Raw genomic sequence first — 14,170 nt, forward strand, 5'->3', positions numbered from 1 at the left:
GATAGGACCATGGCACAGAAAGCGCTTTCCCACCCGACCGCGCTCATCGATGGGAATCACCCGACTCGCTCTGTGCTGCGCCTCATCGCCCGCCGGCCCTGGCGGCTGACCTTCGCGATCACCGCGTTCGCGATCAAGGAGATTCCGCTCTGGTTCCTGCCGGTGATCACCGCGGCGATCATCGACGTGGTGGCGAGCGACGGCGAGGTGACCGAGGTGCTGTGGTGGTTCGCGCTCGCCGCGGTGCTCCTGCTGCAGAACTACCCCAACCACATCATCTACACGCGCAACTTCATGACCGTGGTGCGAGACCTCGGCGCCGACCTGCGCAACGCCCTCACCGCCCGACTGCAGAGTCTCTCGATCGGATATCACACGCGGATGAGCTCGTCGATCGTGCAGACGAAGGTCGTGCGCGACGTCGAGAACGTCGAGCTGATGCTGCAGCAGGTCACGCATCCGCTGCTGTCATCGACCATGGTGATGCTCGGTGCACTCGGGATGACGGCGATCACGGTGCCGCAGTTCCTTCCCGTCTACGCCCTCGCCGTGCCGATCGCCATCGGCATCCGCTATGGCATGCGCAATCGCTCGCAGAGTCGCAACGAGGTCTTCCGCCGCGAGATCGAGACGCTGTCTGCCCGGGTCGGCGAGATGGCGTCGCTGATCCCGGTGACCCGCGCTCACGGACTCGAGGAGACGGCGATCAGCCGTGTCGCGGGCGGTGCAGACGGAGTCCGCAAGGCGGGCCTCGACCTCGACCTGCTGAACGGCAGAGTGGCGTCGATCTCGTGGGTGGCGATGCAGCTGCTCGGTGTCGCCTGCCTCATGCTCGCGGCCGTGTGCGCGCTCACCGGCTTCCTGCCGATCACGCCCGGCGAGGTCGTGATGCTCTCGAGCTACTTCACCCTGTTGACCGGCGGGCTCACCCAGCTGCTGATGCTCATTCCGGTCGGAGCCCGCGGCCTCGAGTCGGTGCGCTCGATCGCCGAGGTGCTGCAGGAGCCCGACGTCGAGCAGAACTCCGGCAAGCGCCTGGTCTCGACGGTGGCGGGCGAGATCGTGCTGGATGCGGCGAGCCACCGGTATGCGGGTGCCGACGATGACGCCCTGTTCGAGATCGATCTGCGCATCGCTCCCGGCGAGACGGTCGCGTTCGTCGGCTCGTCGGGATCGGGGAAGTCGACGCTCCTCAACCTCGTGCTCGGGTTCGTCCGACCCACGAGCGGTCGCATCAGGCTCGACGGTCAGGACATGCAGGAGCTCGACCTGCGGACAGTGCGCCGATCGATCTCGGTCGTCCCTCAGGAGTCGGTGCTGTTCGAGGGCTCGGTCTTCGACAACATCGCCTACGGCATGCCGGATGTCACGCCGGATCGGGTGGAACGGGCTCTGCGAGATGCCAACGCGTGGGAGTTCGTGAACGAGCAGCCGCAGGGGTGGCACACCGTCGTCGGCGAGCGAGGCGCGCGCCTCTCGGGTGGTCAGCGGCAGCGGCTGGCGATCGCCCGCGCCCTCGTGCGCGACCCGCGGATCCTGCTGCTCGATGAGGCGACGAGCGCCCTCGACCCCGAGTCCGAAGGGCTCGTCAAGGAGGCGCTCGAAAGGCTCATGCGCGGTCGCACGACGCTCGTGGTCGCGCACCGCCTGTCGACGATCCGCCAGGCCGACCGCATCGTCGTGCTCGAACGCGGACGCATCGTCGAGCAGGGTTCGCACTACGAGCTGCTCGCCGCAGACGGGCGATACGCTCGGTTGCACCTGGTGCAGAACGGCATGAGATGACCCCGACTCTCCGTCCTGAGGAGGACCCATGACGTCAGACAAGAGACTTCGCGCTGCCCTGGTGGGCACCGGAGCCGTGGCCAACTCGCACGCCCGCGCCGTCGCCGCGTACCCGCGCGCAGAGCTCGTCGCCGTCGCCGATCTCAGCCTCGAGAAGGCCCAGGAGTTCGCCGGCAGATACGGCATCGCTGCCGCCTACGGCGACCTCGACGAGATGCTCGCCGCCGAGCAGCCCGACGTCGTGCTCATCTGCACGCCGCCGGCTCCGCACCGCGAGCAGTCGCTCGCCGCTTTCGCATCGGGCGCGCACGTGATCGTCGAGAAGCCGCCGGCGCCGTCGCTCGATGAGCTCGACGACATGCGGGCCGCCGCCGATGCCGCCGGCAGACAGCTTGCGGTCGTCTTCCAGCAGCGCACCGGAACGGCCGCCGCACACGTGCGCTCGCTGCTGCAGAGCGGCGCGCTCGGACGCCCCCTGGTCGCCGTGTGTCAGACGCTCTGGTTCCGCGACGCCGACTACTTCGCGGTGCCGTGGCGCGGCAAATGGGCGACCGAGGGCGGTGGCACGACGCTCGGTCACGGCATCCATCAGATCGACCTGCTCGCGCACCTGCTGGGCGACTGGTCGTCGGTGCAGGGCAGGCTCTGGCGCCTCGACCGCGAGACCGAGACCGAGGACGTCTCGACCGCGACGATCGTGTTCGACCGGGGCGTGGTCGCTCAGCTGATCACCAGTGCGGTGTCGCCCCGAGAGGCGAGCTCGATCCGCATCGACACGCAGAAGGCCACGATCACGGTCGATCACGTCTACGGGCACGGTCACGAGAACTGGCGGATCACCGCGGCGCCGGGCTTCGAATCCGAGGCCGAGGGGTGGGGATTCCCGGATGCCGAGGAGCGCAGCGATCACGAGCCGCTGCTGCGTGACGTCTTCGACGCTCTGCTCGACGGCGGGCCGCTGCCGGCGACCGCGGACGCGCCTGCTCGTTCGCTCGAGATCGTGGCGGGGATCTACGCTTCGGCCGCGGCTGACGGCGCCGTGATCACCCCCGAGATCCTGGCCGCACACCCCACCCACCGCGCCGGTTTCGCGAGCCCGGTCACCGATCTGCGCCGATGAGAGAGCTCTATCGCGACCCCGTCTACGACGGCGTCACCGACCCGAGAGTCGTGATCGACGCGGACGGACTGTGGTGGATGTTCTACACACAGCGCCGGGCGAGCGTCGAGGACGCCGGGCCGGGGGTCTCATGGATCCACGGAAGTCGCATCGGCGTCGCGACCTCGGAAGACGGAGTGGACTGGCGCTACGACGGCACTCTGGAGCCGGCGGCATCCGGCCTCGGTCTCGTGCCCGGGCCACCGCCCCGCGAGGTCGACCGCACCCACTGGGCGCCCGAGGTCGTCTGGGACGGTGAGCGCTGGCGCATGTACCTCACAGAGATCGACGGCATCCCCGATCGCTGGCCCGGTTTCGCGCGCTCGATCGTCGAGTACCTCTCAGATGACCTCCGTCGTTGGCAACGACGCGGTCCGCTCGCGTTGAGCAGCGATCGGGTCATCGACGCAGCGGTCGCGCGCACCCCCGACGGACTGTGGCGCCTCTGGTACAAGGACGAGGCGGCGGACTCGGTCACGATGGTCGCGTCATCCGTCGACCTCGACGACTGGCGTCTCGACGGCGTCGCGATCGGCGGACGTCCCCATGAGGGGCCGGCGGTCTTCGACCTCGGCGGATTCTGGTGGATGATCGTCGACGAATGGCGAGGGATGGGCGTGTACCGCTCCGAAGACGGCATCCGGTGGGCCCGTCAGGGTGGTGAGGATGCCGTCATCCTCGCCCATGCTCCCGGGGGAGGGCACGGCAATCACGGCGCTCAGGTGCACCACGGAGACGACCTCTGGTTCTACTTCTTCGCCACCGCGGAGGCAGCACCGGTGCACGCCGCGACGGGTGAGCGGAGGCGCGCGGCGGTATATCGGTTGGGTCTCGAGGTCGAGGCCGGGAACCTCGTCGTGAAAGACTGGAAGATCCCACGGTAATCGATGTAATCGCCGCCGCGAATTGCCGGTTGCGAAACGTTTCAATCTGGATTAGCGTGCAGGTAAGCGTTTTCCCCGCACTATGGAGATCGCTCCCCGCACCACATGGACACAGGCGTTCCGCGGCATTGCCGAACGAGGACGTTCACCAGAGAGGACAACGATGTTCAGCAAGAAGCGTCTGGCGGCCGCAGCGGCCGTCGCCACCAGCGCAGCGCTGGTACTCGCCGGCTGCGCCGGCGGCGGCAGCCCTGAGGGCGAGCCCACCTACGACCCCGACGAGAAGGTCACCCTCGACCTCGCGTTCTGGGGCAACGACGTCCGCGCCGACCTCTACAACCAGGCGATCGAGGCGTTCAACGAGGAGTACCCGAACATCACGGTCAACGCGACCTTCCTCGGATTCCCGGAGTTCTGGGAGAAGCGTCAGACCGAGGCGGCCGGTGGCGGTCTCCCCGACGTCATGCAGTTCGACTACTCCTACCTTCGTCAGTACTCCGAGAACGGACTGCTGCTCGACCTCGAGCCCTACCTCGGATCCGTCATCGAGACCGACCCGCTGCCCGAGAACATCCTCAGCATCGGCGTGGTCGACGACACGACCTACGGCATCGCCACCTCGACCAACGCATGGGGTGTCTTCACGAACCCGACGCTGCTCGAGACCGCGGGTGTCGAGGAGTTCGCCGGAGGCGACTGGGAGGATTACGACGACTGGATGGATGAGGTCACCGAGGCGGGCGCAGGCGAGTTCTGGGGCGGGTCCGACTGGACCGGCCGCATCCAGAACTTCGAGCTGCAGCTGCGCAGCGAGGGCAAGAACCTGTTCGACGAAGACGGCACCCCCGGCTTCGACGAGGACCGCCTCAAAAAGTTCTGGGAGTCCGGCGATGACATCCGCGACGGCGTCGTGGTGCCGCAGCAGGTCGTCGAGGAGCTCAACCCGCTCACGGCATTCGACGCGGCGAAGAACGCCAGCGAGATGACGTGGGACAACTTCGGTGCGGGCTACCTCGCCAACCTCGGCGAGAGCTACACCGAGCTGGGCCTCGTCGCCCCGCCCGTGACGAAGGAGGGCGAGAAGGACCTCTACCTGAAGCCGTCGATGCTGCACACGATCTCGGCCAAGACCGAGCACCCGGAGGCGGCCGCGACGCTCGTCAACTTCCTGGTCAACTCGCCCGAGTCCGGCGAGATCTTCGGAACCAACCGTGGTCTCCCCGCCTCCGAGACCGCTCTCGAGGCAGCTGAGCTCGACCCGATGAGCCAGATCGTCAAGGACTACGAGGAGTCGATCGCCGACCGCCTCGGCGACGCCCCGCCCGTGCCGATCGTCGGCTACGGCACCCTCGAGGAGAAGTTCCGCGTGCTGGGCACCGAGCTCAACTTCGGCACGACGACGGTCGACGAGGCCGTGACGCAGTTCTTCTCCGAGATGGACGTCGTCCTCAACCAGTGATTCCGTCGGTGGGCCGGGTGATCTCCACCCGGCCCACCGCACCCCGCACACTTCGGAAGGAGCTGTCATGAGCACGACGGCGACGAGGACGATCGTCACGGACGAGAAGTCCGGACGAGGACGAACGCTGCGCAGCGGCCGACGCCCCGAGAAGGAACTGGCACGACCGGGTCAGCGCGCACGTCTGCGCCGCGAGACCGCGACGGGGTATGCGTTCCTCACCCCCTGGCTCATCGGCTTCTTCGGCCTGACCGCCGTGCCGATGATCTACTCTCTGTACCTCTCCTTCACGAAGTACAACATCTTCCAGCCGCCCAAGTGGATCGGGCTGGACAACTACATCCGTCTCTTCACGAGCGACCCGAACTTCATCCAGTCGGCGCAGATCACCCTGGTCTACGTGTTCATCGGCACCCCGATCACCCTCGCCGCGGCGCTCGGCGTCGCGATGCTCCTGAACTATCGCGACAAGGGCGCCGGCTTCTTCCGCTCGGCCTTCTACGCTCCGTCGCTCATCGGCGGCTCCGTGTCGGTCGCGATCGTGTGGCGCGCGATGTTCTCGTCCGACGGTCCGGTCGACAGCGGTCTGCAGGTCTTCGGCGTCGACCTCGGAGGGTGGATCGGAAACCCGAGCCTCGTGCTCCCGATGATGATCCTGCTCGCCGTCTGGCAGTTCGGGGCCACGATGGTGATCTTCCTCGCCGGTCTCAAGCAGATTCCGAAGGAGCTGTACGAGGCGGCCGAGATGGACGGGGCCAACGCCTACCGCCGCTTCCGCGCCGTCACCATCCCGATGCTCTCCCCGGTGATGTTCTTCAACCTGCTGCTGGGTCTGATCGGCGCCTTCCAGGTGTTCGCCTCGGCGTACATCATCTCCAACGGCACCGGCGGACCCGCCGGCATGACGAACTTCATCACCGTGTACCTGTACAAGCGAGGATTCTCCGACGGACAGATGGGCTACGCGGCAGCGATCGCGTGGGTCCTGCTGATCGTCGTCGCGATCATCGCCTTCATCCTGTTCCGCACCCAGCGGTCGTGGGTGCACTACTCGGGAGACGACAAATGAGCATCACAGAAGCCGTCGTCACGGCATCCGCCCCCTCGCCTCGCCGGCGCGTGAAGCGCAAGACCTGGCAGACCGTCATCTGGTTCGTCGGCCTTCTCGTGCTGACCGCGGTCGTGCTCTACCCGCTGCTGTGGCTGTTCCTGTCGACGTTCAAGCCGAACTCCGAGTTCGGCCAGAACCCCGGTCTGTTCCCGCAGGCGCCGACGATCGAGAACTACGGCAAGGTCATGGAGGGCATCGCCGGAGTGCCGATGTGGCGCTTCTTCCTGAACTCGCTGATCCTCGCGGCATCCGCCGTGGTCGGCACCGTGCTCTCGTCGGCTCTGGCCGCCTACGCGTTCGCCCGGGTGCAGTTCAAGGGTCTCGGGGTGCTGTTCGCCGCGATGATCGGCACGCTGCTGCTGCCGTTCCACGTCGTGATCATCCCGCAGTACATCATCTTCAATCAGCTCGGATGGGTCGACACCTTCATCCCGCTCATCCTGCCGAAGTTCCTGGCCACCGAGGCGTTCTTCGTCTTCCTGCTCGTGCAGTTCATCCGCCAGATGCCGCGCGACATGGACGAGGCGGCACGCATCGACGGCGCCGGTCACTTCCGGATCTTCTGGGCGATCATCCTGCCGCTGATCAAGCCCGCCCTGATCACCTGCGCGATCTTCTCGTTCATCTGGGCGTGGAACGACTTCCTCGGGCCGCTGCTCTACCTGACGAGCCCCGAGAACTATCCGCTGCCCATCGCGCTGCGTCTGTACAACGACCAGTCGTCGACGTCGGACTACGGGGCCACGGTCACGGCCTCGTTCGTGGCCCTGTTGCCGGTGCTGCTCTTCTTCGTGGTGTTCCAGCGCTTCCTCGTCGACGGTGTGGCGACGCAGGGTCTGAAGGGATAGCCATGTCGGTCATCAGCGGAGACCGCCGGGAGCACCGAGCGGCGAAGCGCGAGGCGCGCTCGGGCGCCGGCCCGACGGTCGCCGGCATCGAACCGGGCGTCAACCCCGGGGCGACCGCCAAGTTCGGTCTGTTCGGCGAGGTGCTCACGATCGGTCTGATGATGACCGTCGTGGCCCTCGGCGTCGTCACCCTGCCGATCGCGCTCGCCGCCGGCATCCGTCATCTGCGTCGCTTCGTCGCCGCGGAGGACTCGCGGGCAGGCCTCTTCTGGGATGACGTGCGTGCCGGCATCCTGCCCTCGCTCGTGGTCGGTGTTCCGGCCGCGCTGATCGCGGGAGTGCTCACGCTCGACGTCGTGCTGGCCGGGTCTGGTGCCTTGCCCGGGGGCGAGGTCATCGCGGTCGTCGGCTGGGCCGGGCTTCTCGTTCTCGCCGTCGCGATCCTGATGGCCGCGGGTGCCTGGTCTCCTCAGCAGGGGTGGCGCGCAGCGGTCCGCGAGGTGCCGGCAGCCATCCGAGCGGATGCCGCAGGCGCCGCCTACATCGCGGCCGCCGCGGTCTTCACCGGCGTCGTGACCTGGGCGCTCGCGCCGCTGTTCATCGCCGGGATCGGCTGTGCGGCGCTCGCCGTCGTCGCCGTGCCCGCGCGTCGCAGGCGCGGAGTGCACCGCACGGAATGAGAAGGTAGTCGTTGGCGCACGCGCGAACAGACGGAGGCATGCGATGGCGGTAGGGGTGAAGGACGTCGCGGCTGCGGCCGGCGTCTCGGTCGGCACCGTCTCGAATGTCCTCAATCAGCCGGAGCGCGTGTCAGCCAAGACGGTCGAACGCGTGCAGCGGGCGATCCAGGAGCTCGGCTTCGTGCGCAACGACGCTGCCAGGCAGTTGCGCGCCGGTCGCAGCCGCAGCATCGGCCTCGTGGTGCCCGATATCGGCAACCCGTTCTTCGCCGAGGTGGTCAGGGGAGCGGAAGACAGAGCAGCGGATGCCGGAATGACCGTGCTGCTCGGCAACAGCGATGAACGAGACGAGCGTCAGCTGGCGCATCTCGAGCTCTTCCAGGAGCAGCGGGTCAACGGCGTGCTGCTGACCCCCGCCTCCGAGGATCTCTCGGCCGTGCATCGTTTCGCCGCCGGGGGGATGCCGGTGATCCTCGTCGACCGTGAGGTGGAGGAGGGGGTTCTTCCGTCGGTCTCCGTCGACGACGTCGAGGGTGGTCGTCTCGCGGCCGAGCACCTGCTCGCATCCGGGCGTCGTCGTCTGGCCTTCGTCGGCGGGCCGCAATCGGTGCAGCAGGTCGCCGATCGTCTTCGCGGAGTGCAGGCGGCGGTCGCGGCCCACCCCGATGTGACGCTCGAGATCGTCGAGCAGTCCGCTCTCTCCGTTCTCCAGGGGCGGGCGGCGGGCGAAGCGATCGCGGCGCGTCCGGCAGAGTCGCGTCCGGATGCCGTCTTCGCCGCTAACGACCTGCTCGCCGTCGGGCTGCTGCAGGCTTTCAGCTTCGGCTCCGGCATCCGCGTGCCCCACGACATCGCGATGGTCGGATATGACGACATCGACTTCGCCTCCGCCACCGTCGTGCCGCTGAGCTCGGTGCGCCAGCCGGCCAGGCTGCTCGGCTGGACCGGGGTCGACCTGCTGTTGAAAGAGCTCGACGGGGTCGAGCACGACCGCCGCGTGCGGTTCCAGCCCGAACTCGTGGTGCGGGAGTCGAGCTCCGGCGCAGCCTGACGCGACCCGGTCGTTGAGCGAAGACGACGAAGTCGACTGAGACGAAACGTCGCGACCCGTTCTGCGGAACCTGCCACGTTTCGTCTCGGGCCGCTTCGCGGGCCTCGCTCAACGATCGGTACGGCGATTCGTGACTGCCGCGGTAACCCGTTATGCTTGCAAGGTGCATCCGATCTTCACGGAGCGGATGCCTGGAGACGTCGCATAGTCCGGCCGAGTGCACCACCCTGCTAAGGTGGAGTCCCCTCACGGGGACCAGGGGTTCAAATCCCCTCGTCTCCGCAGTAGAAATCCCCGCTCACGCGGGGATTTTCTGTTTCAGGCACGTGGTCCGGAATCACCGTGCTGCGAGGGCGGCCGCAAGGTACGACGCCGTCGTGCTCCCGCTCGCCGAGGCGATCGAGCCCGGGGTCCCCTGCGCCACGACCGTGCCTCCGAGGTCTCCTGCGCCGGGGCCCATGTCGATCACCCAGTCGGCCTGGGCGACCACGCGCATGTCGTGCTCGACCATGACGACCGTGTTGCCGGCGTCCACCAGATGCTGAAGATGCACGAGCAGCCGATCGGTGTCCGACGGATGCAGTCCCGAGGTGGGCTCGTCGAGCAGGTAGAGGGTGTCGCCGTGCTGGGCACGCCGCAGCTCGGACGCCAGCTTCACTCGCTGCGCCTCGCCGCCGGAGAGTTCGGTCGCCGACTGACCCAGCGGCAGATACCCCAGTCCCACGTCGAGAAGGGCGTCGAGGTGTCGAGCGACGTCGGCATCGTCGGCGAAGAGAACACGCGCGTCGTTCACGCTCAGGGCGAGCACGTCGGCGATGGTGTGCCCGTGGAGTTCGATCTCGAGGGTGTCCGGGTTGTAGCGGGTGCCGCCGCACGTGCTGCAGGGAGCATGGACGGTGGGGAGGAAGAGCAGCTCCACCTCCACCGTTCCCTCGCCCTTGCAGGTGGGGCATCGTCCGCTCGGCAGATTGAACGAGAACCGGCTCGCGGCGTACCGCCGTCGGCGTGCTTCCGGAGTCGCGGCGAACAGAGCCCGGACGCGGTCGAAGAGCCCCGTGTAAGTCGCCACGTTCGACCGTGACGTGCGGCCGATCGGCTTCTGGCTGACCTGCACGACCCGGCGCACGCGGCCGGCGGGACCGGACGCGCGCCCCGCCGTCTCCGCCGTCGGCGAGGAGAACAGCGGATCGGCTGTCGCGACGCTCCGCTCGTCTCTCGACGTGTCGATCGTCGAGCCGTCCACCTCGCTGGAGAGGCTCTTCTGCAGCAGATCGGGCAGGGCCTGGGTGACGAGAGACGTCTTGCCCGATCCGGAGACGCCGGTGACGGCGGTGAGACAGCCCAGGGGGATCGACACCGAGACGCTGCGGAGGTTGTTCCGTGAGACATCGGTGAGCACGAGTTCGCCGTCGGGCTCGCGAGGGTCCGCCTTCGGCGTCTGCTGTTCGGCGCCCGAGGCATCGGCGAACAGGTAGCGCCGAGTCTGGGAATGCTCGGCCTCGCGGAGCCCGTCGATCGGACCCGAGTAGACGATCTCGCCGCCTGTGGCTCCCGCGCCGGGGCCGATGTCGACGATCCAGTCCGCATGCCGGATCACATCGAGGGAGTGCTCGACGAAGAAGACCGTGTTGCCCGAGTCCCTGAGCGAGCGGAGGATGCGCACGAGCGCTTCGCCGTCGGCGGGATGCAGCCCGGCAGACGGCTCGTCGAGCACGAACATGACCCCGAACAGCTGCGAGAGCACCTGGGTCGCGAGGCGCATGCGCTGCAGCTCCCCAGACGAGAGGGTGGGAGTCGACCGATCCAGCGAGAGGTATCCCAGACCGAGCTCGATGATCGGAGAGACCCTGTCGCGCAGCTCGTCGACCAGACGCTGCGCGGCGAGCTGCTTCTCGGGCGCGAGCGCTTCGCTGTCGGATTCGGCGGCCGAACCGCCGTCGGACGGGTTGAGGGCCGTCTCGAGGAGAGCCGAGAGGTCGGCCAGCGGCAGCGCGGCCATCTGTGTGATGTCGAGACCGGCGAACGTCACGGCGAGCGCCTCGGGCTTCAGCCGGCGTCCCTCGCACATCGGACAGCGGACGCTGACCATGAAGCCCGCCGCCTTCTCGCGCATCTTCGCGCTCTTCGAGTGGGCGAAGGTGTTGAGCACGTACTGCTTCACCCCGACGAACGTGCTCATGTACGACGGCTCGATGCCGGCGGTGACGGCCTTGCGCACCTGCGCCGGGCCGCGGTCGGTGAACACCGGCACCTGCGGGGACTCCTCGGTGTACAGCACCCACTCACGCTGTTCCTCCGGCAGATCGCGCCACGGGATGTCGATGTCGTAGCCGAGGGAGATCAGGCTGTCGATGAGCTGCTTGCCGTGCCACGCCCGGGGCCAGGCATCGAGAGCACGGTCGCGGATCGTCAGCGACTCGTCGGGCACCATGAGGTGCAGGGGCACGTCATACACCTGCCCGATTCCGTGGCACCGCGGGCAGGCGCCCTGCACGGTGTTCGCGGAGAAGTCCTCGGCGAACAGCGGGTCGGCGCCAGGCGGGTAGGTCCCGACGCGCGAGTACAGCATGCGCACGACGTTGCCGATGGACGTGGCGCTGCCGACGGTCGATCGGGCGCTGCCGGCGGTGCGCTGCTGGGGGAGGGCGACGGCAGGGGGCAGCCCCTCGATGGCATCGACATCGGGGATGTCGACCTGGCTCATCAGGCGCCGCGCATAGGGCGCCACCGATTCGAAGTACCGACGCTGGGCTTCGGCGTACAGCGTGCCGAACGCCAGCGAGCTCTTGCCCGAGCCCGAGACGCCCGTGAAGGCGACGAGGGCGTCACGAGGGATCGCGACGTCGACATCGCGAAGATTGTGCACACGTGCGCCGGTCACGACGATGGAGTTCGACGTGCCCGAGCGCTTCGACGGTGGGGTCCTGCCCATCATGGACCTCTTCTCGTCTCCCGCGAAGAGCGGGGGTGGATGCGGCGATCGCCGTCTCTGCGCCACGCTACCCCGCCCGTCGACTTCGCGGGGGTGCTTGACAGCGGTCGGTCGATCGGGAAGGCGGGCCGATCAGCCGAGTCCGACGGAGGCATCCCGGATGGCGCCGGCGACCGCAGTCCATGCCCTCGGTCGACCGCCAGAAAACGCTATCCTGGAGACCTTCCCCCGCCTGCAGAGGAGCATCGTCCATGCCCATCGCCGCTGATGACCCCCGCCTGACGCACGCCTACGAGGCCGCGTCCACCCGCTACACCGACGTGCCGTTCCAGCGCGCGGGCGCGAGCGGCATCCAGCTGCCCAAGGTGTCGCTGGGCCTCTGGCAGAACTTCGGACGCGATCGCTCGTTCGACAGCCAGCGCGAGATCGTCCTGCACGCCTTCGACCGCGGGGTCGTGCACATCGACCTCGCCAACAACTACGGTCCGCCCTACGGATCGGCCGAGTCGACGTTCGGCGCCGTGCTCGACAGCGGCCTGGGCCGCTATCGCGACGAGCTGTTCGTCACGACCAAGGCGGGGTACGACATGTGGCCGGGCCCGTTCGGCGACGGCGGCTCGCGCAAATACCTCACGCGCTCCCTCGAGCAGAGCCTGCAGCGCATGAACACCGACTATGTCGACGTGTTCTACTCGCACCGCCCCGACTCCGAGACGCCGCTCGAGGAGACGGTGACGGCGCTCGTCGACATCGTTCGCAGCGGGAAGGCGCTCTACGTCGGCATCTCGAACTACCCGGCGGATCTCGCTCGGCAGGCCTATGAGCTGCTGGCGGACCAGGGAATGAAGCTGCTGCTGCACCAGCCCCGGTACTCGCTGTTCGACCGCACTCCCGAGGCCGAGCTGTTCCCGGCGTTGCGCGGGCTGAAGGTCGGCAGTGCGGTCTTCTCGCCGCTCGCTCAGGGTCTGCTCACCGGCAAGTACATCGACGGCGACGTCCCCGCCGACTCGCGCGCGGCCAACAGCCACTTCCTCGACGGATCGGCCCTCACCGACAGCTACCTCGAGCGCATCCGCGGCATCGATCGCGTCGCGAAGGAGGCGGGTCTATCGATCCCGCAGCTCGCCGTCGCGTGGGTGCTGCGCGACCCCGTGGTGACGACCGCGATCATCGGAGCCTCGCGCACCGGCCAGATCGACGACGCGGTGGCTGCGAGCCAGGTCGAGCTGTCGGATGACGTCATCGCCGCTCTCGAGGAGTTCGCCGCAGAACCCGGCACCAGCGTGGTCTGAACAGTGCAGCGATCGGGATTCCGTGGTGGCGTGCTGCCCCGGACGCGCGGTCAGGCGGGGCTTCTCGGACCTTTCTGACGCCGTCGCGTAATATTCCGTGCGCCAGCGGGTCTGGTTAGTGGACGCCCCTGCGAACGGGGGCGTCCGCAACGGATCCCGAGGAGCCTCAGATGACCATCGCCCACGTCGAGCTACGGACGCACCAGTGGAGTCATCGCAGCCCTGTTCCGCTGCCCGAACTCGCTTTCCAGCACATCCTCGCGGCGATTCTCCGGGGCGAGTACGTGTCCGGTGACCGGCTCGACACCGCACGCTTCGCTCAGGAGCTGCACATGTCGCTGAACCCGATCCGCGAAGCGATCATCCGGCTCCGCGACATCGGATTGGTCGAGGTCACTCCCGCCCGCTACACCAAGGTCGCCGATTTCTCCGCGGCCGATTCCTGCGCCGCCCTCAGCTATGCCGGGGTGCTCGCCGGCACAGCGCTCAAGAAGGCACTGCCGACCACCGCCGAGGGCGTGCGCTCAGAACTCGCGGTCCACGTCGAAGAGATCGGCGGCGCCGTCGGGGACACCAGCCGCAACGCGGCAGTCATCGGGTTCCTCACTGCCGTGACCGACCTCATCGAGCATCCTCGCCAGGCGATCCATCTCGTCGAGGCAACGATCCTGGCCCAGTGCGCCCTGCAGTTCTCCGGGATCAGCCGCGGTGACGGTGTGGCTCAGGCGCGATCCGTCGCGGCCGAAGCCGCCGCGCACGCGATGCGCGCGGGCGACCCGGATGCCGTCGAGACAGCCGTTCGCGCCCTCTTCGAGCACCTCGTCTGATCCGCGGCTCGTTGCGGAGATCAAGGGAGCATGACCTCAGCGGTTCGGAGCCCCCTGCCTGACCCGTCGATAGAGTCGATGCATGGCTGCGACGAAGGTGTTGTTCATCGGTGGAACCGGAATCATCTCCTCGGCGGCGAGC

General features: G+C 67.9%; 11 protein-coding genes and 1 tRNA gene. 11 read left to right on the top strand and 1 reads right to left on the bottom strand.

The window, feature by feature from the left end; translation table 11 throughout:
• Nucleotides 1-9 precede the first annotated feature (9 nt).
• The 9 genes from OPU70_RS10605 to OPU70_RS10645 all read left to right on the top strand — a co-directional run bounded on the left by OPU70_RS10605 (nt 10) and on the right by OPU70_RS10645 (nt 9,259).
• Nucleotides 10-1,785, top strand: coding sequence for an ABC transporter ATP-binding protein (locus OPU70_RS10605; protein WP_498557718.1), 1,776 nt, complete (start codon nt 10-12; stop codon nt 1,783-1,785).
• A 28-nt stretch (nt 1,786-1,813) separates the two neighbouring features.
• Nucleotides 1,814-2,905, top strand: a complete 1,092-nt coding sequence (locus OPU70_RS10610; protein WP_455904270.1) for a Gfo/Idh/MocA family protein — start codon at nt 1,814-1,816, stop codon at nt 2,903-2,905.
• Nucleotides 2,902-3,828: a glycoside hydrolase family protein gene (locus OPU70_RS10615; RefSeq protein ID WP_498557719.1), complete on the top strand. Its 927-nt coding sequence runs from the start codon at nt 2,902-2,904 to the stop codon at nt 3,826-3,828. Before OPU70_RS10610 ends, OPU70_RS10615 begins: the two co-directional genes overlap by 4 nt.
• Nucleotides 3,829-3,991: 163 nt before the next feature.
• On the top strand, nt 3,992-5,287 hold the full coding sequence (locus OPU70_RS10620) for an ABC transporter substrate-binding protein (protein WP_498557720.1): 1,296 nt from the start codon (nt 3,992-3,994) through the stop codon (nt 5,285-5,287).
• A gap of 67 nt (nt 5,288-5,354) precedes the next feature.
• A complete protein-coding gene (locus tag OPU70_RS10625; protein ID WP_042537052.1) occupies nt 5,355-6,356 on the top strand; it encodes a carbohydrate ABC transporter permease in 1,002 nt (333 codons plus the stop codon).
• Nucleotides 6,353-7,246, top strand: a complete 894-nt coding sequence (locus tag OPU70_RS10630) for a carbohydrate ABC transporter permease (protein WP_042537055.1) — start codon at nt 6,353-6,355, stop codon at nt 7,244-7,246. Before OPU70_RS10625 ends, OPU70_RS10630 begins: the two co-directional genes overlap by 4 nt.
• A 2-nt stretch (nt 7,247-7,248) precedes the next feature.
• Complete coding sequence (locus OPU70_RS10635) at nt 7,249-7,926, top strand: hypothetical protein (RefSeq protein WP_498557721.1); 678 nt, start codon at nt 7,249-7,251, stop codon at nt 7,924-7,926.
• A gap of 43 nt (nt 7,927-7,969) precedes the next feature.
• Nucleotides 7,970-8,977 carry a LacI family DNA-binding transcriptional regulator gene (locus OPU70_RS10640; protein WP_079112236.1) on the top strand — a complete coding sequence of 336 codons (1,008 nt, stop codon included), beginning with the start codon at nt 7,970-7,972 and terminating at the stop codon, nt 8,975-8,977.
• Between the two features lie 193 nt (nt 8,978-9,170).
• Nucleotides 9,171-9,259: transfer RNA gene (locus OPU70_RS10645), tRNA-Ser, on the top strand.
• A gap of 55 nt (nt 9,260-9,314) precedes the next feature.
• Here the strand turns inward: OPU70_RS10645 and OPU70_RS10650 are convergent.
• Nucleotides 9,315-11,912 (bottom strand): excinuclease ABC subunit UvrA, encoded by a 2,598-nt coding sequence (locus OPU70_RS10650; RefSeq protein WP_498557722.1) that lies wholly within the window; start codon nt 11,910-11,912, stop codon nt 9,315-9,317.
• Nucleotides 11,913-12,160: 248 nt separating this feature from the next.
• On the opposite strand from OPU70_RS10650, the gene OPU70_RS10655 reads away from it, so the two are divergent.
• Together OPU70_RS10655 and OPU70_RS10660 are read left to right on the top strand one after the other, a co-directional pair.
• On the top strand, nt 12,161-13,201 hold the full coding sequence (locus OPU70_RS10655) for an aldo/keto reductase (RefSeq protein ID WP_498557723.1): 1,041 nt from the start codon (nt 12,161-12,163) through the stop codon (nt 13,199-13,201).
• Between the two features lie 170 nt (nt 13,202-13,371).
• The gene (locus OPU70_RS10660) at nt 13,372-14,028 is read left to right on the top strand and encodes a GntR family transcriptional regulator (protein WP_498557724.1); all 657 of its coding nucleotides are present in this window, start codon (nt 13,372-13,374) and stop codon (nt 14,026-14,028) included.
• Nucleotides 14,029-14,170: the final 142 nt, after the last annotated feature.

The sequence above is a fragment of the Microbacterium sp. SWDP-B6 genome (genome assembly GCF_059803615.1).

Excerpts from the sequence above, each read along its gene's own strand:
- OPU70_RS10605 (WP_498557718.1), top strand. The coding sequence starts at position 10 with ATGGCACAGAAAGCGCTTTCCCACCCGACCGCGCTCATCGATGGGAAT.
- OPU70_RS10610 (WP_455904270.1), top strand. The coding sequence starts at position 1,814 with ATGACGTCAGACAAGAGACTTCGCGCTGCCCTGGTGGGCACCGGAGCC.
- OPU70_RS10615 (WP_498557719.1), top strand. The coding sequence starts at position 2,902 with ATGAGAGAGCTCTATCGCGACCCCGTCTACGACGGCGTCACCGACCCG.
- OPU70_RS10620 (WP_498557720.1), top strand. The coding sequence starts at position 3,992 with ATGTTCAGCAAGAAGCGTCTGGCGGCCGCAGCGGCCGTCGCCACCAGC.
- OPU70_RS10625 (WP_042537052.1), top strand. The coding sequence starts at position 5,355 with ATGAGCACGACGGCGACGAGGACGATCGTCACGGACGAGAAGTCCGGA.
- OPU70_RS10630 (WP_042537055.1), top strand. The coding sequence starts at position 6,353 with ATGAGCATCACAGAAGCCGTCGTCACGGCATCCGCCCCCTCGCCTCGC.
- OPU70_RS10635 (WP_498557721.1), top strand. The coding sequence starts at position 7,249 with ATGTCGGTCATCAGCGGAGACCGCCGGGAGCACCGAGCGGCGAAGCGC.
- OPU70_RS10640 (WP_079112236.1), top strand. The coding sequence starts at position 7,970 with ATGGCGGTAGGGGTGAAGGACGTCGCGGCTGCGGCCGGCGTCTCGGTC.
- OPU70_RS10650 (WP_498557722.1), bottom strand. The coding sequence starts at position 11,912 with ATGATGGGCAGGACCCCACCGTCGAAGCGCTCGGGCACGTCGAACTCC.
- OPU70_RS10655 (WP_498557723.1), top strand. The coding sequence starts at position 12,161 with ATGCCCATCGCCGCTGATGACCCCCGCCTGACGCACGCCTACGAGGCC.
- OPU70_RS10660 (WP_498557724.1), top strand. The coding sequence starts at position 13,372 with ATGACCATCGCCCACGTCGAGCTACGGACGCACCAGTGGAGTCATCGC.